We start from the raw sequence: 23,144 nt of genomic DNA, 5'->3' as shown, positions 1-23,144 counted from the left end.
CGCGCCCCGTCCTACCCGGCCGCCGCCTCCGCCAGGGCCCTGCCGGTGAGCGAGTCCGTCCGGCGGGCCAGTTCGGCCGGCGGGCCGGTGAAGAGCAGGCGGCCGCCGTCCGAACCGGCGCCGGGACCGATGTCGATCACGTGGTCGGCCTGGGCGACGACGCGGAGGTTGTGCTCGACGACGACCAGGGTCGCGCCCGCGTCCACCAGCTCGGCGAAGAGCCCGTCCAGGCGTTCCACGTCGCCGGGGTGCAGGCCGGTCGTCGGTTCGTCGAGGACGATCCGCTCCTCGGCGAAACCGGCGGAGGCACTGAGGTGCCGGGCGAGCAGGAGGCGCTGCTTCTCGCCGCCGGAGAGGGTGTCGAGCGACTGCCCGACGGCGGTGTAGCCGAGCCCGACGCGCTCCAGCCACCTCATCGGCTCCGCGATGTCCGGGCGGCCGGAGAAGAGGCCGGCCACGGAGCCCGCCGTCATCCGCAGGACGTCCGCGATCGTGTGGCCGTCGAGCTTCGCCTTCAGGGCCGTGGAGTTGAAGCGTTCGCCCCCGCAGGCGTCGCAGGGGGTGGCGACGTCGTCCAGGAAGGCGAGTTCGGTGGTGATGTGGCCCTTGCCCCGGCAGGCGGGGCAGGCCCCCTTGGAGTTGAAGCTGAACCAGGCCGGTTCGAGCCCGGACGCGGCGCCGAACGCCTCGCGCACTCCGTCGGCGACGCCGAGGACGCTCAGCGACATCGACCGTACGCCGCCGCGCAGCGGATCCTGTCCGACCACCGTGAACTCGCGGTGCTGGCGCGGGAGTTCATTGGTGGCGAGGGAGCTCTTGCCGGAGCCCGCGACGCCCGTGACGGCGGTGAGGACACCGATCGGGATGTCGACGTCGAAGCCGGTGAGGTTGTGCGCCGAGGCGCGGACGACCCGGACGCGGTCGCGCGGCTCGCGGACCGTGCGACGCACCTCCAGCGGGGTGGAGAGCAGCCGCCCGGTGACGGTGTCGCTGGTGCGCAGTTCCTCCGGCGTCCCCTCGAACCGTACGAGGCCGCCGTCCGCCCCCGCGCCCGGCCCCATGTCGACCACGTGGTCGGCGACGCGGACCACCTGGGGGTGGTGCTCCACGACGAGGACGGTGTTGCCCGCGTCGCGCAGCCTCAACAGGAGCTGGTTGAGTCGCCGCACGTCGGCGGGGTGGAGGCCGGTCGAGGGCTCGTCGAAGACGTAGGTGATGTCGGTGAGGGCGCTGCCGAGGTGCCGGACGATCTTCACCCGCTGGGCCTCGCCGCCGGAGAGGGTCGACGACTCGCGGTCGAGCGAGAGGTAGCCGAGCCCGACCGAGAGCAGCGCGTCCAGCGTGTGCCGGATGCCGGCCAGGGCCGGTGCCACGCGCGGATCGTCCACCGCGTCCAGGAGTTCGCGCAGGTCGGCGACCGACATGGCCGACCAGTCCACGATCGAACGCCCGTCGACGAGGCTGGCGCGGGCGGCGGCGTTCAGCCGGGCGCCGTCGCACCCGGGGCAGACCCGACGGGTGGTGAGGCGTTCCAGTTCCTCGTGCACCTGCGGGGACATCTTGGTCGGGCGGTTCTTCACGTAGACGTCGCGCATCCGGGTGATGACGCCGTCGAAGCGGGCGGTCTTGGGGAATTGCGGATCGGGGTTCGGCAGTTTGTACCGGTCCGCGTAGAGGAAGAGCCGCATCTCCTCGTCCGTGTAATCCCGCAGCGGCTTCTTCCGGTCGAACAGTCCGCAGTGGGCGAAGCGTTTCCAGCGGTAGACGCCGGGCCGGAACTGGCTGAACCGCACGGGCCCTTCGTCGATGTTCAGGTCCGGGTCGATCAGCTCCTCGACGTCGATGTCGACGACGGTGCCGAGGCCCTCGCAGTCGGGGCACATGCCCGCCGGGTCGTTGAAGGAGTACGCGGGAGAGTACCCGGCGGAGGGCTCACCGATCCGCGAGAACACGAGCCTGAGCAGCGGGGCGATGTCGGAGGCGGTGGAGACGGTCGACCGGGAGTTCCCGGTGAAGCGGCGCTGGTCGATGATCGCGGTGAAGGTGAGGCCGCTCATCGACTGCACCTCGGGCGCCGGCATGTGCGGCAGCCGGTTCCGTACGAAGGAGGCGTACGTGTCGTTCACGAGGCGCTGCGCCTCGGCGGCGACGGTGTCGAGCACGAGTGAGGACTTGCCGGATCCGGAAATTCCCGTGACGACGGTCAGGGCTTTCTTCGGCAGGTCCAGGCTGACGTTTCTGAGGTTGTTGACGGCCGCTCCCACGACACGGATGACGGATTCGCCGGTGGAATGCTGAACGCCCATGTCCGCCATCATAGATTTGATCGGCGATTTGCCCGGTGATTTGCTCGGCTGTTTGTTCGGCCGGGATCAGCCGGCGAGCGTGGCGTCCGGGTACGCCCGCACCGACGGGAACACGGGGTGCGGTGCGGTGTCGACGCCATCTTGACCCCGGGCCGGGGCCCCGGTCGGCAGGGCTCCACCGGCCGCGTGTCGCAGCGGGTGCGGGCTACCGGTGCGCCGGGCCGTAGAGCGCGGACGGCGCGCCGGTGGCCAGCGCCCAGTAGCGGTCCCCGTACGACCAGTGCCACCACTCGGTGGGGTAGTTGACGAGCCCGGCGCCGGTCAGGACGTCACTGAGCAGCCGCCGGTTGGCGCGGGCCCGGGCGCCGATGTTCTCGGCGTGGGTGTAGCAGGCTCCGGCGCTCTCCTCCGGGCTGGCGTTGACCCTGGTGCCGAGGTCGAGTTCGCGGCCGTCGGCGTCGACCAGGGTGAGGTCGACGGCGGCCCCGGCGCTGTGCGGCGCGATCTCCGGCGGCGAGACGTAGCGGCTGGCCGCCGACCTGATCCGCCCGTCCGGCCAGCCGGGGTTCGCGGCCCGCAACTCGGCGGCGTACTCGTCGAAGTAGCGGCTCTGGAGCGCCGGCGGCCGGTAGCCCTCGACGAACAGGAGCCGCAGGCCGTCCGGCAGCGCCGCCTGCGCGTCGAGCAGCCGGTCGAGCACGCCGGCCCGCAGGTGCGCGAAGGCCCCGGTGCCGTCCTGCTTGCGTTCGTCGACCGGCAGCACGGCGCCGCTCCGGACGTCCAGGAGCCGATCGCCGCAGTCCTCGACGGGTATCGCGGCGACCTTCGGGTCGGACATGAGGACGATCTCGCTCAACACGCCTCCTGGGGAAGGGAACCGGCGCTGTGCGAGGGGCGCGCTCCCGTGCGGGTGATGGGCGCTCAGCCTACCCGCAGGCGTTCCAGGAACTCCGGGACGCCGTCGACCCGGCGGTAGCGCTTGAACGCCGGTGCGAGTTCGCGGACCAGGGCCGCGCAGCGGGGTGCGCCGATGCGGGTGGCCAGGTCGAGCGACTCGCCGGTGACGGCCAGGGCCTGCTCCACGTCCCCGGCCTTCAGGCAGCTCCTGGCCTGGTACGTCAGGAAGATGCCGCGGGTCTTGTCCCTGGCGCGGGGCAGCAGGGCCACCCCTTCCGCGATCCTGGCACGGGCGTCGCCCGCCCGGCCGAGGTCCAGAAGGCACCGGCCGGAGTCCACGGCGAGGTCGGCCGGGCTCATCCACGCGCACCACCCGGGCGCGGGGTCGGCGGCTTCGACGGTGAGGGTGGATTCGGCGTCGGACAGGTCCCGGTAGCAGGCGGAGCGGTCGCCGAGTACCGCGTGGGCCCGGGCCCGGCGGAGGAGGAGCAGGGACCGGGCGGTGGGGTGCGAGACGCCGTGCAGCGCGTGTCCGAGCTGCTCGACGGAGACCTTCGGCTCCCCGAGCCAGGTGGCCTGGTAGGCGAAGTCGGACAGGACTCCGGCGCCGTGGTCGCGGTCGCCCGCGGCGTGCGCGGATTGCAGGGCGGCCTCCCAGAACTTTCCGGCCGCCCAGTGCCGGCCCTGGTCGAAGCGGTGCCAGCCGCAGGTGGTGGCGAGCGAGGCGGCCAGCCGGTGGAGGCGACGTCCCGTCGTCTCGTTGTACCGGCCCTCCGCGATCAGGTCCGTGACGGTGGCCAGGTGGGCGTCCATCAGGCGGATGGTGTGCTGGCGCTGTTCGGTGGGCAGGGCGGCCAGCTTCCCGCTGGCGTCCTCCAGCCAGTCCACGAGTTCGCCGTCCACGCGCTTGCCGGTCAGGGCCGAGGTGAGGTGTTCGGGCCGGGCGGCGGCCCACTGGGCGGCCAGGCCGGTCAGGGAGATCGCGCTGAAGGTCATGAAGCTGCGGCGGTCCATGGCAGCCCTCCGGGTGTCGTGGAGTGCGTGAACGGTGTGGGCGGCCCCCAGCGGCAGCGGTTCGTCGCGCCCGGGCAGCCAGTGGGGCCAGCCGTACGCCTCCAGGTCCGAGGCCGGGACGTCGAAGGCTTCGGCGATGAGGAGTTGGGAGTCGGCGTTCGGCGTCTTGCGCCGGTGCTCCCAGCGGCTGATGGCCGTCTTGTCGGCACCGGAGAGGAGCCCGTGACGGCGGGCGGCCTTGTCCAGCTCCGCGACGAGGTCTCCCTGCGACCAGCGGCGCAGTTCGCGGGCGTAGGCGAGGGGGTGTCGGATCGGGTCGTGCACGGGGTCAATCCCATCATCGACAGTGACCGGAAGCTTACTGTGGGCGAGGATGGGACAACCCCGGGACTACCGGCAATGCCTGTTCGGTGACGGCTCCTTGGGCTGTACTCGACTCGGGCCGGCCGGGCTCCTTCGCAGACAGGGTCGGCTGCCCGGCCGTCTTCCGTCTTCAGCCTTGAGAGGAGCACGCCCATGTCCTGGCCCGAGCCGAAACCGCCCCCGCCCAAGCCGATGGGCCCGCGCACGCCCCGTCCACCGGACCGGCGGAGCGGTGGACCGACGACCACGATCTTCAGCACGTTCGAGAGGAGCAGGACATGGGCAAGCACGGCGGAGGGCCCGGCACCGACGGGCCCGGCCAGGCGGGTGGGGGCAAGGGCGGCAGCCACTCCGGGAAGCCGGACACCGCTTCGCAGGACGGCAAGCGGGACGCGCCGCCGACCAACCTGCCCAAGCCGTCCAAGCCTTGAGGAGTGACGACCGCATGAGGTGGAGCGCGCTCGCCGATGCCCTCCGGGAGTCCGGGGCGCTGTCGGCCGACTGGGAGCCGGCGTTCCGGGCCGTGCCCCGTGGGCTGTTCGTTCCGGACCGGATCCGCCGCGGGGGTGGGTGGATCGACCGGGCGGAGCAGCCCGCCGAATGGGGGGAGGCGGTCGCCTCGGACATCCCGCTCGTGACCCGGCTGGACGAGGACGGCAGCACGCCGTCCTCGTCCAGCTCGATGCCGACCGTCGTGGCCCGGATGCTCTGGCACCTCCAAGTCGCCGACGGCATGCGGGCGCTGGACATCGGCACCGGTTCGGGCTGGACGGCCGCGTTGCTGGCCCGCCGGCTCGGGGCGGAGAACGTCACCACGGTGGAGCTGGACCCCGAACTGTCCGCTGCCGCGCGGTGCCGGCTGGTGGCGAACCGCCTGCCGGTCGGGACCGTGGTCGGCGACGGCATGCTCGGCCACCCGGCGGGTGGGCCGTACGACCGGGTCCACGTCACCGCCGCCGTGCAACGCGTCCCCGGGATGCTGATCGAGCAGACGGTGCCCGGCGGCGTCATCGTCGTCCCGTACGGCACGGCGTTCTGCAACGGCGGGCTGCTGAGGCTCACCGTCGCCGACGACGGCCGTTCCGCGAGCGGGCCGTTCGTCGAGGACGTCGCCTTCATGTGGGTGCGGGACCAGCGGCCAGGGAGCGGCGAGTTCGAGATCGAGGACGTCCGGTACGGCCCGTCCGCGCTCGACCCCGCCGCCGTGGCCGAGCACACCGACGCGGCCTTCGCGATCGGGCTGCGGCTGCCGGGCCTGTTCCGGCAGGAGGTGTGGGCGGGCTACGACCGGTTCGGTACGGGCCGGTTGGAGGTGTGGGACGGGGTCTCGTACGCCCACTGCCGCCTCGCCGACCGGGACGGCCGGCACGCCGTCTCGCAGTCCGGCCCCCGCAACCTGTGGGACGAGGTGACCGCCGCCCACGCCTGGTGGCAGCGCCAGGGCGAGCCGGGCCTCGACCGCTTCGGCCTGACCGTCACCGCCGCGGGCGAGCACCGGGTGTGGCTGGACCAGCCGGAGCGCGTGATCGGTTGACCGCTGGATCGCGAGGCGCGCCCACGGCTCACGCGCCGGGGGCGCGCCTGGCTGTGCGCGTTTGCGCCGCCTAAATGAGTGATGTGGGAGGGAGTTTGATGGGGCGTTACAGCATTACGGTGAAGATTGCGATGCCGGGTGCTCGGAAGGGGCGCTCGGCGATCGGGCAAGAGTTACCCCGGCGGTGCGCCAACACCCCGGGGTTCGACACCAGGAGAGAGAGCCTCCACGATGCAGATTCATCGTATCCCCAAGCATGCTCCCGGGTACACGATCCTCGACAACGGCCACGTCGTCCGTAAGCACGCGCTGAGTTGGGCCGCGCGCGGGCTGCTGAGCTACCTGCTCAGCCTGCCGGACGGGGCGCGTGAGGACGTCCGGACGCTCGCCGCCAAGAGCGTCGAAGGGCGGACGACCGTCGCGAGGGCGCTCAGGGAGCTGGAGGCGGCCGGGCACTATGTGCGGCGGACGCAGCGCGATCCGCTGCCGGGCAGGTGCGGACGGTCGTCTCCGTTCACGAGGTGCCGGTGACGTCGGGGAAGGCTGCGCGTACGGTGCCGCCGCCTCCCGTACCTCCGGCCGCCGGTGCCCCAGCTCCAGGCGGGCCAGGCGGCGGGAAGGCGGGAAGCCCGTCCAAGGAACCGGAAACGAAGGATGTGGAAGAACCTTCCGTCCGTCCTTCCGGGAAGTTGACGGCGGGCATGGCGCTGCTGCTCGAACTCGGCCGCCGGGAGCCGAGGATGGCCCTGGCGGGCAAGCCGCTCAGCGACCAGGCCGCGCGGGTGGAGGGGCTGCTCGCGGGCGGGTGGACGCGAGACGCGCTGGCGGGGATCATCGCGGCGCCGCTGCCGGACAGGGTCACGCACAGCGTCGGCGCCATCGTGGCGGCGCGGATCGCCAAGGTGCCGATCGTTCCGGCACCCAGGCACGAAGGCGGCGGGCCGCGCCGGCACGAGTGCCCCGGGCGGGGCGGGATGTGCGGGCGGCCCGTCGCCGGGGCCGGGCAGGTGTGCGGGGCGTGCCGTTAGGGCTCCGGCGGGCGGAAGGTGACCGGGGCGTCGAAGGCGGCGCGGCGGGTGGTGCGGCGCAGGGCGCGCAGGACGGGGGTGCCCAGGGTGAGGCACAGGACGACCGTGAGGACGGCCCGGGGCAGGTCCCAGCCCAGCGACGTGGTCAGGCAGTACACCGCGAAGCGGACCAGGTTGGCGGGCAGCGGGTCGCCGGGGACGAAGGAGACGGAGCCGGCCAGGCCGCCGATGTACGGCCAGCCCTGGAGGTTCATGATCGTGCCGTACAGCAGGGACGCGACCGCTCCGTACCCGGCGAGCAGCAGGAGTTCGCGGCGGCCGCGCAGGGAGGAGGGCCCCGGCAGCAGCCCGGCGCCGAGGCAGACCCACCCCATGGCGAGCATCTGGAACGGCAGCCACGGCCCGACCCCGCCGGTCAGCAGCGCGGAGGCGAACATCGACAGCGAGCCGAGCACGAAGCCGAAGCCCGGGCCGAGCACCCGCCCGGACAGCACCATCAGGAAGAACATCGGCTCCAGCCCCGCCGTCCCCGCGCCGAGCGGACGCAGCGCCGCGCCCGCCGCCGCCAGCACGCCCAGCAGGGCCACCGACTTGGCGTCCAGGCCGGGAGCCCCGCCGCCCGCCGAGCGGCCCTCCGAGATCTGGGCGATGACGACGGCGAGCAGGAGCGGCAGCAGCAGGGCGAACAGCCACGGCGCGTCCGCCGAGTGGCCGACCAGCGCCGATCCGGTGGAGGCGAGCAGCGGCCAGCCGAAGGCGGCGACGCCGACCAGGGAGACCGACAGCAGTGCCGCGACGGACCGGCGTCCCAGCGGGACGGGACGAGTACTCATGCGCCCGGTGCCTCCGTACCCGGCGCCCCCGTGCCCAGTGCCTCCGCGACCTGCCGGACGGTGAGCCACGGCCCCGGCGCCAGCACCTTGGCGACCTGCGGGGCGAAGGCGGGCGAGGAGACCACCACCTCCGCGGTCGGGCCGTCCGCGACGATCTCGCCCTCGGCCAGGATCACCGTGCGGTGGGCGAGTTCGGCGGCCAGCTCGACGTCGTGGGTGGCCAGCAGCACGGCGTGGCCCTCGGCGGCCAACGAGCGCAGGATCTCCACCAGCCGGGCCTTGGCGGCGTAGTCGAGGCCGCGGGTCGGCTCGTCCAGGAGCAGCAGCGGGGGCCGGGCGGTGAGTACGACGGAGAGGGCGAGGGTGAGCCGCTGGCCCTCGGAGAGGTCGCGCGGGTGGGTGTCGTCGGCGATGCCGGGCAGCAGGCGTTCGACCAGGGCGCGACAGGTGCCGGCGGCGGCGCCCGCGTCGGTGTCGGCGGCGGCGCACTCGGCGGCGACCGACTCGCCGTACAGCAGGTCGCGCGGGTCCTGCGGGACGAGGCCGACCTCGCGGATCAGGTCGGCGGGGCGGGTGCGGTGCGGGGTGCGCCCGCCGACCCGGACGCTGCCGGAGGCGGGGGAGTGCAGGCCGACCAGGCTGCCCAGCAGGGTGGACTTGCCGGCGCCGTTGCGGCCCATCAGGGCGGTGATCTCGCCGGGGCGCAGTGCGAGGTCCACGCCGCGCAGCGCCGGGACGGGGCCGCGCCGGACGGCGAGGCGGCCGGCGGTGGCGATCGGCTCGCCGGACGCGACGGCGGCGGCGGCCGGTGCCCGGCCGTCCAGTTCGGCACGCAGCGGTGCGGCCCTGCGGCGTGCGTCGCGGACGGAGAGCGGCAGCGGCCGCCAGCCCGCGAGCCGGCCGAGGCCGACCACCGGCGGGTGCACCGGGGAGTGGGTCATCACCTCGGCGGGCTCGCCGAGGACGGGCGGGGCGCCGGGGGTGAGCAGCAGCACCTGGTCGGCGTACTGGACGACCCGCTCCAGCCGGTGCTCGGCCATCAGCACGGTGGTGCCGAGGTCGTGCACGAGGCGTTGGAGGACGGCCAGCACCTCTTCCGCCGCACCCGGGTCGAGTGCCGAGGTGGGCTCGTCCAGCACCAGGACGCGCGGGTGCACGGTGAGCACCGAGCCGATCGCGACGCGCTGCTGCTGGCCGCCGGAGAGGGAGCTCAGCGAGCGGTCGCGCAGGTCGGCGAGGCCGAGCAGGTCGAGGGTCTCCTCGACGCGGCGGCGCATCACGTCGCCGGGCAGGCCCAGCGACTCCATGCCGTAGGCGAGTTCGTCCTCCACCGTGTCGGTGACGAAGTGCGCCAGCGGGTCCTGCCCCACCGTGCCGACCAGGTCGGCGAGTTCGCGCGGCCGGTGTTCGCGGGTGTCCCGGCCGCCGACGGTGACCCGGCCGTGCAGCACGCCGCCGGTGAAGTGCGGCACCAGCCCGCTGACCGTGCCCAGCAGGGTGGACTTGCCGGAGCCGGACGGGCCCACCAGCAGGCAGAGTTCGCCCTCGGGGACGGTGAGGTCGACGTCGCTGAGCGCGGGCGCGGCGGAGTCCGCGTACCGGACGGAGACCTGCTCGAAGGTGATCACGATGCCCTCCGGGGCGGGGTCGGGGCGGCGAACGCCGGTACCAGGCCGAGCAGGACGGTCAGCACGGCGGCCAGCGGCAGCGCGGGGACGGTCGGCGGGACGACGGTGGGGGCGAAGGCGGCCGGGTCCTGGGCGGCCAGGTAGGTGGTGAGGGCCGCCACGGCCGCCCCCGAGCCGGCGGTCAGCAACTCCGGCAGGGCCCAGGGGTCGGGCCGGTAGCGGCTCCTGACGGATCGTCGGCTGCCGAGCAGCAGTCCGGCGAAGGCGGCGGCCAGGCCGGTCAGCAGGACCGGCAGTGCCCAGCCGGCGCCGCCGGCCGTCAGCAGCCCGTACGCGGCGAGGCAGACCCCGAGCAGCCCCGCCAGGGTGAGCGCGGCGGTCGCCCTGGCGAGCCGGCGCGGGACGTCGGCGGTGCGGCCGAAGCCCCGGGTGTCCATCGCCGCGGCCAGTGCGATGGACCGCTCCAACGCGCCTTCCAGCACCGGGAGTCCGACGCTCAGCACGGCCGCGACGCCCTTGTCGGTGCGGCCGCGCAGGCGCCGGGCGGCGCGCAGCCGGCGGACGTCGGCGACCAGGTTCGGCGCGAAGGTCATCGCCACCACCACCGCCACGCCGGCCTCGTAGAGCGCGCCGGGCAGGGCGCGCAGCAGGCGGGCCGGGCTGGCCAGGGAGTTGGCGGCGCCGACGCAGATCAGCAGGGTGGCCAGCCGCAGCCCGTCGTACAGCGCCGCGAGCAGCCCCTCGACGGTGACCCGGCCGCCGATCCGGACGCCCTGCGCCCAGGCGGGCAGCGGGATTTCGGGCAGCGTGAACAGCACGTGGGTGCCGGGGACCGGTGAGCCGAGGAAGACCGCGAACACCATCCGGATGCCGAGCACCAGCAGGCCCAGCCGCAGGAACGCCCCGTACGAGCGGGACCAGGGCGCGTCGCCGCGCCGGGCCGCGACCACGTATCCGGCGACGGCGGCGAGTAGCAGCAGGATCGCCGGGTTGGTGGTCCTGGTCGCCGCCGCGCCCAGCCCGAGTGCCCACAACCACCAGGCCCCGGGGTGCAGTTGACGGGGGCCGGTGGGCGGCCTGGTGCTACGGACGGCGGTGCTGCTCACGGTGTTTCCTGGGTGGGGGCTACGGGGGGCACGAGGGGCCAACGGGGCGGGGGCTAGGAGTGACGGCGGCGGCGCGCCTGCCAGACCGCGCCGCCGGCGAGGACGGCGACCAGCGCGCCACCGGCGATCAGGCCGACGTCCGGGCCGCTGCCGCCGTGGTCGGTGGACCCGGCGTCGGTCCCGGCCGCGCCGGCCGCGCCGATCTGGTCGCCGCAGCCCGCCTTCGGGTACCCGGCGATGGCGCACAGCAGCCCGTTGGTGTCGTAGCGCAGCGGCGGGGCGACGGCGGCCAGCACCTCGGCCGAGGTGGCGCGGGGCGTGACGGCGGCGCAGGCGGTCCGCTGCCCGGGCTCGGGGGCGGCGGACGAACCGGCGTCCTCGGCGGTCCCGAAGTCCAGCACGACGGCCACCCGCTTGTGCCCGTCCTGCGCGGGCGTGTCCGCGCAGATCTCCGCGAAGCTCCCGGCCGTGCGCGGCTTGGCGGCGTCCTGCCCGCCGTCCGGGCTCAGCGCGAACCGCCAGCCGTCCACCGAGCCGTCCGGCGGCACCGCGACGGCGGGGCCCTGCTGCTGGTACGTCCAGGCTCCGCCCTCGGCGCCGCGCCAGAACGACCAGTAGCGGTACCCGGCGGCCTGCGCGGGGGCGGCGGAGGCGAGCACCAGCACCGCCCCGAGGAGGGGCGGGAGCAGCCGGGCGACGGTCCGCCCGGGCCTGCCGGGCCGGGTGCCGCCCGGGGCCGGATGGGGTGCGGGCCGCATCAGAGGTGCGGGTTGCGCTTGCGCTGGAGGCTCAGCAGGAGGCCGCCGCCGACGCCGACGAGGAGCCCGACGCCGATCAGCCAGTACTGGCCGATGCCCCCGTCCTTCTTCTTCGCCGGGGTGGCCGTCGCCGAGGCGGCGGCTCCGGCGGCCTTGGGGGCCGGGCCGAGGGCGGTGAGTTCGCCGGTCAGGGCGGCGGTGTCGCGGTGGGCGGCCTGGGAGACCAGCAGGAGGGTGGCGGTGGCGCCGGCGTCGGTTCCGCCCTTGGTCCAGCCGGCGCCCTCCTTGGCGAGCCAGTCGACGGCGCCGGCCGCCTGCTGGGGGTGGCCGCTCTGGACGAGGGAGAGGGCGGCCCAGGCGGTGGCGGTGTAGTCGGGGGTGGGGGCGGCGCCCGGGGTGGTGAGGCTGAGGTGGTCGCCGTTCGCCGCGAGCTGGGCGGTGAGGTAGGCGCCGACGGCCTCGCCGGAGTCCGCGTGCGCAACCGGGGCCCCGGCGGCCGTGGCGTCGGAGGCGCAGGTGAGGGCCTTGGGGGCGGCGTCGGAGCGCACCGAGCCGGAGACCGGCAGGTGGCCGCCGCCGGCGGCGAGCGCGGCCTGGCCGCTGGCCAGGGCGTTCGGGGCGGGGGCGCCGCCGACCCCGTCGGGCTGGTAGGCGAAGGCGCCGCGCTGGTCGGCGGGGGCCGCGCAGCCGAGCTGGAACAGGGCGAGCCCGTCGAAGGCGGACCTGCCGGCCTTGGCGACGCCGGCCGGGTCGGTCTTCGCGGCGAACAGCGCGTTGACGGCGAGCCCGGTGGAGTTGGCGTCGCCGGGGTTGCCCGGGTTGTAGGCCCAGCTGCCGTCGGCGTTCTGGTTGGCCTTGAGCCAGGCGACGCCCTTGTCGACGGCGTCCTGGTGGCCGCCGAGGGCGATCAGGGCCTGGACGGCGACGGCGGTGGCGTTGCTGTCCTCGAACTTGGTGTCGCAGGCCGCGCCGGCGGCCCGGTAGGAGGGCCAGCCGCCGTCCTCGCACTGCTGTCCGGTGAGCCAGCCGACCGCCGAGTCGGCCGGGGTGACCTTGGCCGCCGTCAGGGCGGTGAGCGCCAGCGACTGCCGCCAGACGCCGTCGTACGTCGGGTCGCTCTTGCCGTACAGGCCGTCCGGGACGGTGGGGGCGGGGACGTCGGCGAGGGCCGGTCCTGCGGCGAGGCCGGTGAGCAGCGCGGCGGACAGGGCGGCGGCGCCCAGACGGGCGGCGGTCAGCATGGTGCGGGTGTGCCTTTCGGTGAGCGGTGGTGGCCCGGGCGGGCCGTTCCGTAGACCTCGACGGTGCCGGGCGCGTGCGCCTGGTCCGGCCGCTCGCCCCTCCCCGGGTGCTCCGACTCGTCCGGGCGGCCGGGGCACGGCGCCGGACTCACGGCTGCGGGTCAGCGCCGGATTCGCACCGGCTTTCCCCGGGAGAGGAACGGGATGGAGTTGTCCTGCCCGTCGACTGTAGCCGCCGGAGCGCACCGGCGGCCCGGGCCGTGGCAGGAACACGTTCCAGTCGGGAAGGACTCACGGCGGGATCCGGGAAGGGCTCAGGGAAGGGCTCAGGGCAGGGTGAGCAGCCGGGCCGCGGTGTGCAGGTCGGCCCGTACCTCGGCGATCGAGGCGCGCCCGGAGAGCCAGGCGACCAGTGCCGAGTGCCAGGTGTGCTCGATCACCCGGACGGCCGCGCGCTGGCTCTCGGTGGGGGGCCCGGACTGGCCGATGGCGTCCAGGATGAGCTGTCCGGTGGCCGCGCTGACCCGGTCCACCTCGGCCCCGACCGAGCGGTCCGCGAAGGACAGTGCCCGGACCATCGCCTCGGCCAGCAGCGGTTCGCGTTGCAGCGCGTGGAAGGCCCGGGTGAGGGTGTCGGCGACCCGGGGCGCCGCTTCGGCGTCGGTCGGCGGGTGCCGCCGGATGTGCTCGTGGAGGCCCTGCAACTGCTCCAGCATCACCGCCACCAGCAGGTGCACCTTGGACGGGAAGTACCGGTAGAGCGTGCCGAGGGCGACCTGCGCGCCCTCCGCGACCTCCCGCATCTGCACCGCCTCGTACCCGCCCCGCACCGCCAGCGCGGTGGCGGCCCGCAGGATGCGCCGGCGCCGCTCGGCCTGGCGTGCGGTCAGCGGCGGCTCGCCCGGGGGCGGGACCGGCGGCAGGGGCGAAGGAGAGGGCGGCGACAAGGGTGCTCCCGGGCGGGCGAGAGTGGCGGCGTGCTCCACATGGTCGGCAGGATTCGGCGTGGCGGGAATCACCAGCCCTGGCTCCTGAGGGAAAGCTACGGGCCGGTATCTTCGAGGTCTCTCGTTGTTCACGTGGTCGATGACGAGTTCCGCAGCCACTGAAACCTGATCTACTTTAGCGACCGGAAGACACGACCGGCAGCACCGATAGCAGCTAGAGAAGAGGGCCCAGGATGACCGCGCAGCCGCTGCGGATTGCCCTGTTGTCGTACCGCGGGGACCCCTTCTGCGGCGGTCAGGGCGTGTACGTACGGCACCTCTCGCGCGAGCTGGCCGGGCTCGGCCACCACGTGGACGTGATCGGCGCCCAGCCCTACCCGGTGCTGGACGAGGTCGAGGGCCCCGGCTCGGTGCGGCTGGTCGAGCTGCCCAGCCTGGACCTCTACCGCGCCGACGACCCCTTCCGCACCCCCGCCCGCGACGAGTTCCGCGGCCCGGTGGACGTGCTGGAGTTCGCCACCATGCGCACCGGCGGCTTCCCCGAGCCGCTCACCTTCTCGCTGCGCGCCCGTCGCTACCTGGCCGCCCACAAAGGCCGCTACGACGTGGTGCACGACAACCAGACCCTCGGCTACGGCCTGCTGGGCCTGGCCAGGCACGGCTTCCCGCTGGTCACCACGATCCACCACCCGATCACCGTGGACCGGCAGCTGGAGCTGGACGCCGCCACCACCCGGGTCAAGCGGCTCTCGCTGCGCCGCTGGTACGCCTTCACCCGGATGCAGCGCCGGGTCGCCGCAAGGCTGGACCGGGTGATCACCGTCTCCGGCACCTCGCAGCGCGAGATCGCCGGGCACCTGGGCGTCGCGCCGGGCGCGATCTCGGTGGTGCCGATCGGCGCCGACACCCGGCTCTGGTCGCCCTCGGCGGAGGTCGCGCGGGTGCCCGGCCGGATCGTCACCACCTCCAGCGCGGACGTCCCGCTGAAGGGCCTGGTCTTCCTGGTCGAGGCGCTCGCCAAGGTCCGCACCGAACGGGACGCGCACCTGGTGGTGGTCGGCAAGCCGCAGAAGGAGGACGGGCCGGTGGCCGAGGCGGTGCGCCGCTTCGGGCTGGCGGAGCACATCGAGTTCCGCAGCGGGCTGACCGACCGGGAGCTGGTCGACCTCTACCGCTCGGCCGAGGCGGCCTGCGTCCCCTCGCTGTACGAGGGCTTCTCGCTGCCCGCCGCCGAGGCGATGGCCACCGGCACCCCGCTGGTCGCCACCACCGGCGGGGCGATCCCCGAGGTGGCCGGTCCCGACGGGGAGTCCTGCCTGGCGGTGCCGCCGGGGGACGCGGACGCGCTGGCCGCCGCGCTCGGCCGGCTGCTGGACGACCCTGAGCTGCGGGCCGGCCTGGGCGCCGCCGGACGGGAGCGGGTGCTGGCCCGGTTCACCTGGGAGCGGGCCGCCGAGCTGACCGCCGAGGCCTACCGCGCGGCGATCGCCACCGGCGCCGGCGCCCGGGCCCGCTCGGGGCCCGGCTGGCGGTACGTGGCCTAGCCGCCCGGGACGGCGGGCCGAGTCTCCCCGGCGAGGCGGGGTGAGACGAGGCCCGTCGTGGCGGACAGAAAGCGTGACGAAGCGTCAAGGACGCTTGGTAGCAATAGGAATGGGAGTCCAGCAGTGCTGACCGTCGATTTCTCGCGCTTCCCGCTCGCCCCCGGCGACCGGGTGCTCGACCTGGGCTGCGGCGGGGGCCGGCACGCGTTCGAGTGCTACCGCCGCGGTGCCAACGTGATCGCCCTCGACCAGAACACCGAGGAGATCGCCGAGGTCAGGAAGTGGTTCGCGGCGATGGAGCAGGCCGGTGAGGCCCCCGGGGGCGCGTCGGCGGTCGCGATCGAGGGAAACGCGCTGGCGCTCCCGTTCGAGGACGACCACTTCGACAAGATCATCATCTCCGAGGTGATGGAGCACATCCCGGACGACAAGGGCGTGCTCGACGAGATGTTCCGGGTCCTCAAGCCGGGCGGCCTGCTCGCCGTCACCGTGCCGCGCTGGCTCCCGGAGAAGATCTGCTGGGCGCTGTCCGACGAGTACCACGCGAACGAGGGCGGCCACATCCGGATCTACCGGGGCGACGAGCTGCTCGACAAGCTCAGGGACGCGGGCCTGGAGCCGTACGGCACCCACCACGCGCACGCGCTGCACTCGCCGTACTGGTGGATCAAGTGCGCGGTCGGCGTCGGCAACGACAAGGCGCTGCCGGTCAAGGCCTACCACCAGCTGCTGGTCTGGGACATCGTCGGCACCCCGGTGATCAGCACCCTCACCAAGGCCGCCGAGCGGGCGCTCAACCCGGTGATCGGCAAGAGCTTCGTCGCGTACGCCTCCAAGCCCAACCGCGCGCCGGGCGGGGCGGCATGACCGCCGCCGTCCCCGAGGCGCTGCTGCTCGACGGGGTGCTCGACGCCGAGCAGGCCGCCGACACCGTGCGCAGCATCCTGGCCGAGCAGCGCCCCGACGGCGCCATACCGTGGTTCGCCGGCCACCACCTCGACCCGTGGGACCACACCGAGGCCGCGATGGCCCTGGACACGGCCGGCCAGCACGCCGCCGCCGAGGCCGCCTACCGCTGGCTCGCCGCCGCCCAGAACCCGGACGGCTCCTGGTACGCCGCCTACACCGACGGCGTGGTCACCGACCGGGCCAAGGAGAGCAACTTCTGCGCGTACGTCGCGGTCGGGGTCTGGCACCACCACCTCAGCACCGGCGACGACACCTTCCTGGACTGGATCTGGCCGACGGTCCGGCGCGCCCTGGACTTCATCGTCGGGCTGCGGCTGCCCGGCGGCCCGATCGCCTGGCGGGTCGACGAGGACGGCACCGCCACCGACGAGGCGCTGCTCACCGGTTCGTCCAGCATCCTGCACGCGCTGCGCTGCGGCCTGGCCGTCGCCGACTACCTGGAGGAGCCGCAGCCCGACTGGGAGCTCGCGGCCGGACGGCTGGGGCACGCCGTCTCCCGCCACCCGGAGCGGTTCCTGGACAAGGGCCGCTACTCGATGGACTGGTACTACCCGGTGCTCGGCACCGGCCTGCGCGGCGACGCGGCGGTGGCCAGGATCGAGCGGGACTGGGAGCGCTTCGTCGTGCCCGGCCTCGGCGTGCGCTGCGTCAGCGACCGCCCGTGGGTGACCGGCGGGGAGAGCGCCGAGCTGGCGCTCGCGCTCTGGGCGATCGGCCAGTCCGACCGCGCGGTGGACATCCTGCGCTGGTTCCAGAAGCACCTGCGGCACGAGGACGGCTCGTACTGGACCGGGTACGTCTTCGAGGACGACGCGATCTGGCCCGAGGAGCGCACCACCTGGACGGCCGGGGCGCTGCTGCTCGCGGTGGCCGCGCTCGGCGGCGACCCGGCGACCGTCGCGGTCTTCGGCGGGGAGCAACTGCCCGCCGGGCTGGTGGTCCAGGACTGCTGCTGAGCGCGGACGCCGCGAAGGGCCGCGGACGCTGCGAAGCGGCACGGCCACGGCGAGTGGCCGCGGACACGGCGAAGGGGCGGGACCGGAGAACCGGTCCCGCCCCTTCCGCGTGTGCGCCCGGGGGCGTCAGCCGCGCTGGATGCCCGTGGTGTCGGCCAGCACGCCCTGGCTGCCGTCCGGCAGCTGCGCGACCAGCGCGGCACCGCGCTGCTCGACGGCCAGGTACCAGGTGCCGGGAACGACCTCGCCGACCGGGGCGCCGGCCGGGTTGTCCTTCGGGGCCAGCTGGCGCGGGGCCGGGACGGCGAACCAGAAGGGCTGGAAGTCCGCCGCCGGGGCCGCCTGCTGCTGCGCGACCGGGGCCGCCGGCTGCGGGGCCGGGGTGCCGGCGTCCTGCGGCTGGGCGGGCGGGACCGGCTGGCCGGGCTGCGTCTGACCGGCCGGGTAGCCGTAGCCGGCCTGGGCGGCCTGGGCGCCGAACGCCGGGTCGTGGCCCTGGGCCGGGTAGCCGTACTGGCCGGGCGCACCCGGGTGGCCGGGCTGGCCCGGGTAGCCGTACTGGCCGGGCTGGCCGGGGACGGCGGCCGGGCGGTCGGTGACCAGCGGGGCCTTCAGCGCGGGCACCACGGGTGCGGCCGCGGCCGCACCGGCGAGCGCGAGCAGCGCGATGAAGCCGAGCCAGGCGCCGAAGCCGTGGCTGACGACGGAGCTGGAGGTGCCGCCGCCGAGCGCCCAGACCGACGTCCACAGCGCCGAGACGGAGAAGCCGATGCCCCACTGGTCCAGGCGCAGGCCGAGCACCTGGCGGTTGGCCGCGGCCGCACCCTGGAAGCGCTGCACCAGGATCAGCACCGCGGCGGCGATGCCGAGGAGGTAGATCGAGGGCAGGATGGGGAACAAGTCCGTGCTCCACGCGTTCTGCGACGAGGGGCAGTACCGGCTGCCACCGCAGTCCACGGTCCAGTAGGGCAGGAAGGAGGCGATGAAGAGCAGGACGGCCGCGCCTGCGACGGCGGCGTCTCCCCTGGTGAGAGCGCGCAGATTCACTAACGTTCCCCTCGTTGACGTGTCGTGGACGGTGGTTCGCGCGGTCGGGTCGACCGGCCGAAACTCCCGAACGGATCAGAAGCCTAGGCCCAACCCTCCTGCCGGTGCACGGCGGGACCGGGAATGGGGCGAAGTCGTTGCAAACCGTGCGGTCCGGGCGGACCGTCGCCCCCCGGGGGGCACGCGGTTCAACTCCCGTGTCGCTCTTCGGTCTTCTCTTGGGTCGTCAGGAACGCGGTCAGTGCGTCGGCGATCCCCTGGGCCGCCTGCTGGCGCCACTGAGGGTCCGTCATCCGCTTCGCGTCCGTCGAGTTGCGCATGTTACCGCACTCGATGAACACCTTGGGGACGGTGGAGAGGTTGAGCCCGCCCAGGTCGGAGCGGGTGTCCAGGCCCTCCTCGGCGGTGTAGTCCGCGTACGGTTCGCCGGTCGCGGCGTGGAACCGGTCACGCAGCAGGAGGCCGAGCCGGCGCGAGGGGGCGACGATCGCCGCGTTGTCCGCCTTCCCCGCCACCACCCTGGCGGGCATGATCACGTGGAACCCACGGCCGGCGGCCGGGCCGCCGTCCCCGTGCACCGAGAGCGCGACGTCGGCGTGCGCGTCGGCGCCCGCGCGGGCGCGTTCGTCGATGCACGGGCCCCAGGGGCGGTCGCCGTCCTGGACCAGCACCACCTTCGCGCCCCTGGCGGTCAGGATGGCGCGGGCCCGCCGGGAGACGTCCAGGGTGTACTCGGCCTCGGTGTAGCCGGCGTTGGTCTCCGTCCCGGTGGTGTCGCACTCCTTGCGGGTGTTGCCGATGTCCACCTGGCGGTTGATCTCGGCGGTGTGGGCGGAGTTGCCGGGGTTGTGGCCGGGGTCGAGCAGGACCGTGCGGCCGGTCAGGTCCGTCGCCGCGGTGGGCGTGGCCGGGGGCGGGGTCGTGGCGGGTGCCTCGGCCGGGGCGCTGCCGGTGGGCGGCGGTGCGACCGGAGGGGTGAGCGGTGTGCCGGTGGCGGTGTCGGCGGTGCCGGGATCGGCCGGGGGCGGTGCGGCCGGAGGCGTCGTGGCCGAGGCGGCGGACGCTGCCGCCGTGGCCGGGGCCGCCGTGCTGCCGGCCGGGCCGGCGTGGTCGAGGGCCCGCCAGCCGAACCAGCCCGCCGTACAGAGCGGAACGGCCACCGCCGCCGCCGTGGCGGTGCGCAGCAGGGCGGAACGACGGGGCGGTCGAGGGGCGGAACCGGTCACGGGTCGGTCAGATCCTGTCCTGGGTGCGCGGAGTCAGACCGTAGTTCTTCGCGATCGGGTTCCACTTGTTCATGAAGTCCGTCTTCGCCTGGGTGGCCTGCGGGTTGAGCTCGTCCGCGCGCTTCTTGTCCTGGTTGGCCGGGGCCCTGCCGGTGCAGCCCTGGGCGGCGACGGCGCGCGCCCAGCTCGCGTACGCCTTGTCGATGTCGGCGGACAGCTGCCAGGCGGACTTCAGCGAGTTCACCGCGTCCGCGCCGCCCGGCACGTCCGTGACGCTCAGCTGGGAGAGCTTGGTCAGCAGGGCGGCCCGCTGGCTCGCGCCGCTGTCGAAGACCTGGGCGGCGCTCTCGATGTCGGCCTTCGGCGGGCAGCTGGTCACCTTGGCGACGGCGCTGCCGATCGGGGCCTTGGCGCTCTCGCCCTCGCTGAGCAGGCCGTCCAGCGCCTGGGCCTGCGCCTGGGCGCCGGGGCCGGGGCCGGTCGCGGTCGGGGACGGCGTCCCGGTGGGCGCGCCGGACGCGCTCGCGGAGGCGCTCGCCGCGGCGTCCGTCCCGGTGGGCGCGGGGGTGGGCGGCAGGTTGTCCGAGCCGGTCGGCGGGGCGGTGACGGGCGGGGGCGCGGCCTGCTCGCCCTTGTCGCCGCCGCCCCGGGCGGCGAACAGCAGACCGCCGCCGATCGCCAGCACCAGGAGCAGGGCGAAGCCGATCAGCAGCGGGGTCCTGCGGTCGGCCGGCCGGTCCTCGTCGTCCCCGGGGCCGGTCGGGTAGTCGGGCCGGGCGCCGTACGGGGGCGGCGGTGGCGGGGCGACGGGCGGTTGCAGGTGGTAGTCGTGGCCGGCGGTCTCGTACGGCGGGGCCGGGGTCCGCGGGTCCGCGTGGGAGGGGAACGGCGCGGCCGCGGGCGGTGCGGCCGGGGGCGGCGGGGTGGGGCCGGGGAACAGCCGGGCGGTCGGCGGGTCGTAGCCGGGTGAGCCGGGCCGCGGCGCTCCGGGGGCGGGGGCGACGGGCGCTCCGGGGGCGGGCTGCGGGTCGGCCGGGCGCTGCGGGCCGCGCACCCAGCCGCCGGCCCCGCCGCGCGCGGTGGGGTCCCAGACCGCCGGAGCGCTGTTCTGCTGGTCCGTCATGTCGCTGCTGGCCCCCACCGTCCGCCGATGCCCTGCCTGGTGCTGCGCGGCCACCGTACCGTTCGAACCCCCGACCGACAGCCCCGGCACGACGTTAGAGCATCGGTGCCGGGCCGTGGGGCTGCTCGGCGGATCGACCGGTCCGGAGGTCCGGCGGCAGGTGGGGACGGACGGGTGAGGGAGCGTCAGCGGGCGGCGCGGCGCAGGACGCGCAGCGAGCCCGTCACCGAGACCTCCTCGAAGCCCTCGGCGAGCGCCCGCAGGTACACCCGGTACGGGGCCTGGCCGCCGTCCGCCGGGTCGGGGAAGACGTCGTGCACCACCAGCAGGCCCTCCGGCGCCAGGTGCGGCACCCAGCCCTCGTAGTCGCCGGTCGCGTGCTCGTCGGTGTGCCCGCCGTCGATGAACACCAGGCCCAGCGGGCGGCCCCACAGCGCGGCGATCCTCGGCGAGCGGCCGACCAGTGCCACCACGTGCTCCTCCAGCCCGGCGGCGTGCAGGGCGCGGCGGAAGCGGGGCAGGGTGTCCATCAGGCCGACCTCGGGGTCGACCAGGGTCGGGTCGTGGTACTCCCAGCCGGGCTGCTGCTCCTCCGAGCCGCGGTGGTGGTCGACGGTCAGCGCGACCGTCCCGGCCTCCCGGGCCGCCGCCGCGAGCAGGATCGCCGAGCGGCCGCAGTAGGTGCCGATCTCCAGCACCGGCTGCCCGGTGCTCCGGGCCGCCGCCACCGCCGCCGCGTACAGCGCGAGGCCCTCGTCCGCCGGCATGAACCCGGTGGCCGCCTCGAACGCCGCCAGCACCTCGGGCGCCGGTTCGGCGCTCAGCAGCAGGTCGGACATGAGGTGCTCCTCGGGGTCGGGCGTGGGCGGACGTGCACGGACCCTACTCGACGGTAGCGGGGGAGCCGTGGCCGGGCCGGTCGGGGCCGGGGCGTCCGCGGTGGTGCCGACCCGTGGAGGTGTCGGCCCGACCGGATCGCGGAGCGGCCCGGCGGCGGACGGACGGCGGGTTCCCACAGCTCCGCGGGCCGGTTCTCTGTGGAACGCGTTCTAGTCCGGCCGCTCCGCCCGTGCCAGAATCGGCGCGACCGTCGATCCGAGGCACCCCGGGAGCAGCACCATGCGCGCAGCCGTCCTGCACGAGACCGGCCAGGAGACCCTCGACGTCCGCGACGACGTGACGGCCGTCGGATTCGGTCCCGGCACCGTACGGGTGCGGATGCGCGCCGCCAGCCTCTGCCACTCGGACCTCTCCGCGATGAGCGGCGTGCTGCCGCAGCCCGCGCCGTTCGTCCCCGGGCACGAGGGCGCCGGGGACGTGGTGGAGGTCGGCGAGGGCGTCACCGGCCTCGCCGTCGGCGAGCGCGTGGTGCTCTGCTGGATGGCCCCGTGCGGCCACTGCGACCACTGCCTGCGGGACCGCGGCCACCTGTGCGTCGCCAGCCTGCGCGGCCTCGGCGCCCCGGGCTTCCTGATCGCCGAGGGCGGGCTGAGCGCCTCCGGCTTCTACGGCACCGGGGCCTTCGCGGAGGAGGTCGTGGTCGCCGCGAACGCCGTCATCAAGGTGCCGGCCGACCTCCCGTACGAGGCCGCCGCGCTGATCGGCTGCGGGGTGACCACGGGCGTCGGCGCCGCGGTGCACACCGCCCGGGTCGAGCCCGGCGCCTCCGTCGCGGTGATCGGGGCGGGCGGGGTCGGCGTGGCCACCGTGCAGGGCGCCCGGGTCTGCGGCGCCGGCCGGATCACCGTCGTCGACCCGGTGGCCTCGCGCCGCGAGCGCGCCCTGACCTTCGGCGCCACCGAGGCGATCGCGCCCGAGGAGCTGAAGGCGGCGGCCAGGAAGCTGCCCGGCGGCGGCTTCGACCACGTCTTCGAGGCGGTCGGCCGCGCGGCCACCGTCCGGGCCGGCTACGAGGCCGCCCGACGCGGCGGCGCGGTGGTGGTCATCGGCGCGGGCGCGCAGGACGACCTCGCGCAGTTCACCATGGGCGAGCTGTTCTTCAACGAGAAGCGCCTGCTGCCCTCGCTCTACGGCGGGGCCACGGTGGCGCGCACCATCGGGCTGGTCGTGGACCTCTGGCGGGCCGGGCGGATCGACCTCGACGGCATGGTCACCCACCGGGTGGGGCTCGCTGAGGTCAACGAGGCGATCGCGCAGATGCGCAGCGGCGAGGCGCTGCGGACGGTCGTGACGATGGACGCGTGACGCCGGGTCCGTTGCGGCGGGCTCGTCCCGACGGGCTTGTGCCGACGGGCTTGTGCCGAGGGCCCGCCGGGGGAGTCCGTGCTCTCCCGGCGGGCCCTCGTGCGGGTGCCGCTGTGTCCTGCCGGTGGGGTCAGCCCCAGGCCCCGGCCGCGCGGTGGCGGCCGTGCGGGTCGGTCTCCGGGCTGTCTTCGGCGGCGGAGCGGCCGCGGTGGCGGCCGTGCGACGCGAAGTCCGCGGCCGTCTTCTCGTCGGCGTCGGTCCCGGCAACCGCGGGTCCGGTGGTGTCGGTGAGGGTGTCGGACATTGAGAATCGTCTTCCGTGCGGAGGGTGCAGGTCATCGGCGCCCGGCCGGCGCCGGTGGCGCACGGTCGGGTCCCCGATCGGGCGCTCCGTACGCGCCCGTAGCCGGTGATCGCGG

At 75.0% G+C, this 23,144-nt stretch carries 22 protein-coding genes; 8 read left to right on the top strand and 14 right to left on the bottom strand.

Annotation, left to right across the window (positions count from 1 at the left end):
- Positions 1-11: 11 nt before the first annotated feature.
- The 3 genes from ACZ7C5_RS20315 to ACZ7C5_RS20305 form a co-directional block, all read right to left on the bottom strand.
- Positions 12-2,306 (bottom strand): excinuclease ABC subunit UvrA, encoded by a 2,295-nt coding sequence (locus ACZ7C5_RS20315; RefSeq protein WP_470323145.1) that lies wholly within the window; start codon positions 2,304-2,306, stop codon positions 12-14.
- A 205-nt stretch (positions 2,307-2,511) separates the two neighbouring features.
- The gene (locus ACZ7C5_RS20310; RefSeq protein ID WP_401078492.1) at positions 2,512-3,162 is read right to left on the bottom strand and encodes a M15 family metallopeptidase; all 651 of its coding nucleotides are present in this window, start codon (positions 3,160-3,162) and stop codon (positions 2,512-2,514) included.
- Between the two features lie 65 nt (positions 3,163-3,227).
- Positions 3,228-4,541 (bottom strand): XRE family transcriptional regulator, encoded by a 1,314-nt coding sequence (locus ACZ7C5_RS20305; RefSeq protein ID WP_401078495.1) that lies wholly within the window; start codon positions 4,539-4,541, stop codon positions 3,228-3,230.
- Between the two features lie 317 nt (positions 4,542-4,858).
- Here ACZ7C5_RS20305 and ACZ7C5_RS20300 point away from each other — a divergent pair, with 317 nt between their 5' ends.
- The 4 genes from ACZ7C5_RS20300 (at position 4,859) to ACZ7C5_RS20285 (ending at position 7,142) form a co-directional block, all read left to right on the top strand.
- Positions 4,859-5,011, top strand: a complete 153-nt coding sequence (locus ACZ7C5_RS20300; protein ID WP_470323144.1) for a hypothetical protein — start codon at positions 4,859-4,861, stop codon at positions 5,009-5,011.
- A 14-nt stretch (positions 5,012-5,025) separates the two neighbouring features.
- Complete coding sequence (locus ACZ7C5_RS20295; protein ID WP_470323143.1) at positions 5,026-6,114, top strand: methyltransferase domain-containing protein; 1,089 nt, start codon at positions 5,026-5,028, stop codon at positions 6,112-6,114.
- A 231-nt stretch (positions 6,115-6,345) separates the two neighbouring features.
- A complete protein-coding gene (locus ACZ7C5_RS20290; protein ID WP_470323142.1) occupies positions 6,346-6,645 on the top strand; it encodes a helix-turn-helix domain-containing protein in 300 nt (99 codons plus the stop codon).
- Positions 6,646-6,815: 170 nt separating this feature from the next.
- The gene (locus ACZ7C5_RS20285) at positions 6,816-7,142 is read left to right on the top strand and encodes a hypothetical protein (protein WP_401078505.1); all 327 of its coding nucleotides are present in this window, start codon (positions 6,816-6,818) and stop codon (positions 7,140-7,142) included.
- On the opposite strand, the gene ACZ7C5_RS20280 is transcribed toward ACZ7C5_RS20285, so the two are convergent.
- The 6 genes from ACZ7C5_RS20280 to ACZ7C5_RS20255 form a co-directional block, all read right to left on the bottom strand.
- Positions 7,139-7,975, bottom strand: coding sequence for an ECF transporter S component (locus ACZ7C5_RS20280; protein ID WP_401078508.1), 837 nt, complete (start codon positions 7,973-7,975; stop codon positions 7,139-7,141). The genes ACZ7C5_RS20285 and ACZ7C5_RS20280 overlap by 4 nt on opposite strands.
- Entirely contained in the window at positions 7,972-9,603 is a 1,632-nt protein-coding gene (locus ACZ7C5_RS20275) for an ABC transporter ATP-binding protein (protein ID WP_401078511.1), read from the bottom strand. Before ACZ7C5_RS20275 ends, ACZ7C5_RS20280 begins: the two co-directional genes overlap by 4 nt.
- On the bottom strand, positions 9,600-10,709 hold the full coding sequence (locus ACZ7C5_RS20270) for an energy-coupling factor transporter transmembrane component T family protein (protein ID WP_470323141.1): 1,110 nt from the start codon (positions 10,707-10,709) through the stop codon (positions 9,600-9,602). Before ACZ7C5_RS20270 ends, ACZ7C5_RS20275 begins: the two co-directional genes overlap by 4 nt.
- 53 nt (positions 10,710-10,762) lie before the next feature.
- On the bottom strand, positions 10,763-11,467 hold the full coding sequence (locus tag ACZ7C5_RS20265; RefSeq protein WP_401078517.1) for an SCO2322 family protein: 705 nt from the start codon (positions 11,465-11,467) through the stop codon (positions 10,763-10,765).
- Positions 11,467-12,708 carry a prenyltransferase/squalene oxidase repeat-containing protein gene (locus tag ACZ7C5_RS20260; RefSeq protein ID WP_401078520.1) on the bottom strand — a complete coding sequence of 414 codons (1,242 nt, stop codon included), beginning with the start codon at positions 12,706-12,708 and terminating at the stop codon, positions 11,467-11,469. The genes ACZ7C5_RS20265 and ACZ7C5_RS20260 overlap by 1 nt, the downstream gene beginning before the upstream one ends.
- A gap of 326 nt (positions 12,709-13,034) precedes the next feature.
- Positions 13,035-13,655, bottom strand: coding sequence for a TetR family transcriptional regulator (locus ACZ7C5_RS20255; RefSeq protein WP_401078523.1), 621 nt, complete (start codon positions 13,653-13,655; stop codon positions 13,035-13,037).
- A gap of 233 nt (positions 13,656-13,888) precedes the next feature.
- Here ACZ7C5_RS20255 and ACZ7C5_RS20250 point away from each other — a divergent pair, with 233 nt between their 5' ends.
- The 3 genes from ACZ7C5_RS20250 (at position 13,889) to ACZ7C5_RS20240 (ending at position 17,124) form a co-directional block, all read left to right on the top strand.
- Positions 13,889-15,199: a glycosyltransferase family 4 protein gene (locus ACZ7C5_RS20250; RefSeq protein WP_401078526.1), complete on the top strand. Its 1,311-nt coding sequence runs from the start codon at positions 13,889-13,891 to the stop codon at positions 15,197-15,199.
- A 123-nt stretch (positions 15,200-15,322) separates the two neighbouring features.
- Entirely contained in the window at positions 15,323-16,066 is a 744-nt protein-coding gene (locus tag ACZ7C5_RS20245) for a class I SAM-dependent methyltransferase (protein WP_401078529.1), read from the top strand.
- Positions 16,063-17,124, top strand: a complete 1,062-nt coding sequence (locus ACZ7C5_RS20240; RefSeq protein WP_401078533.1) for a prenyltransferase/squalene oxidase repeat-containing protein — start codon at positions 16,063-16,065, stop codon at positions 17,122-17,124. Before ACZ7C5_RS20245 ends, ACZ7C5_RS20240 begins: the two co-directional genes overlap by 4 nt.
- Positions 17,125-17,250: 126 nt before the next feature.
- On the opposite strand, the gene ACZ7C5_RS20235 is transcribed toward ACZ7C5_RS20240, so the two are convergent.
- From ACZ7C5_RS20235 to ACZ7C5_RS20220, 4 genes are all read right to left on the bottom strand, one after another.
- Positions 17,251-18,171, bottom strand: a complete 921-nt coding sequence (locus tag ACZ7C5_RS20235; protein WP_401078536.1) for a hypothetical protein — start codon at positions 18,169-18,171, stop codon at positions 17,251-17,253.
- 188 nt (positions 18,172-18,359) lie between these two features.
- Positions 18,360-19,397 carry an N-acetylmuramoyl-L-alanine amidase gene (locus tag ACZ7C5_RS20230; protein WP_470323140.1) on the bottom strand — a complete coding sequence of 346 codons (1,038 nt, stop codon included), beginning with the start codon at positions 19,395-19,397 and terminating at the stop codon, positions 18,360-18,362.
- 7 nt (positions 19,398-19,404) lie between these two features.
- Positions 19,405-20,520, bottom strand: a complete 1,116-nt coding sequence (locus tag ACZ7C5_RS20225) for a hypothetical protein (RefSeq protein ID WP_470323139.1) — start codon at positions 20,518-20,520, stop codon at positions 19,405-19,407.
- Between the two features lie 185 nt (positions 20,521-20,705).
- Positions 20,706-21,359 carry a class I SAM-dependent methyltransferase gene (locus tag ACZ7C5_RS20220; RefSeq protein ID WP_401078545.1) on the bottom strand — a complete coding sequence of 218 codons (654 nt, stop codon included), beginning with the start codon at positions 21,357-21,359 and terminating at the stop codon, positions 20,706-20,708.
- 280 nt (positions 21,360-21,639) lie between these two features.
- On the opposite strand from ACZ7C5_RS20220, the gene ACZ7C5_RS20215 reads away from it, so the two are divergent.
- Positions 21,640-22,725 (top strand): alcohol dehydrogenase catalytic domain-containing protein, encoded by a 1,086-nt coding sequence (locus ACZ7C5_RS20215; RefSeq protein WP_401078548.1) that lies wholly within the window; start codon positions 21,640-21,642, stop codon positions 22,723-22,725.
- Between the two features lie 130 nt (positions 22,726-22,855).
- Here the strand turns inward: ACZ7C5_RS20215 and ACZ7C5_RS20210 are convergent, their stop codons facing one another.
- Positions 22,856-23,029 (bottom strand): hypothetical protein, encoded by a 174-nt coding sequence (locus ACZ7C5_RS20210; RefSeq protein WP_401078551.1) that lies wholly within the window; start codon positions 23,027-23,029, stop codon positions 22,856-22,858.
- Positions 23,030-23,144: the final 115 nt, after the last annotated feature.

It is taken from the genome of Kitasatospora sp. NPDC036993 (assembly GCF_055607525.1).
Note: the sequence above shows the minus strand (reverse complement) of the source record. Positions and strands in the feature narration are given on the sequence as shown.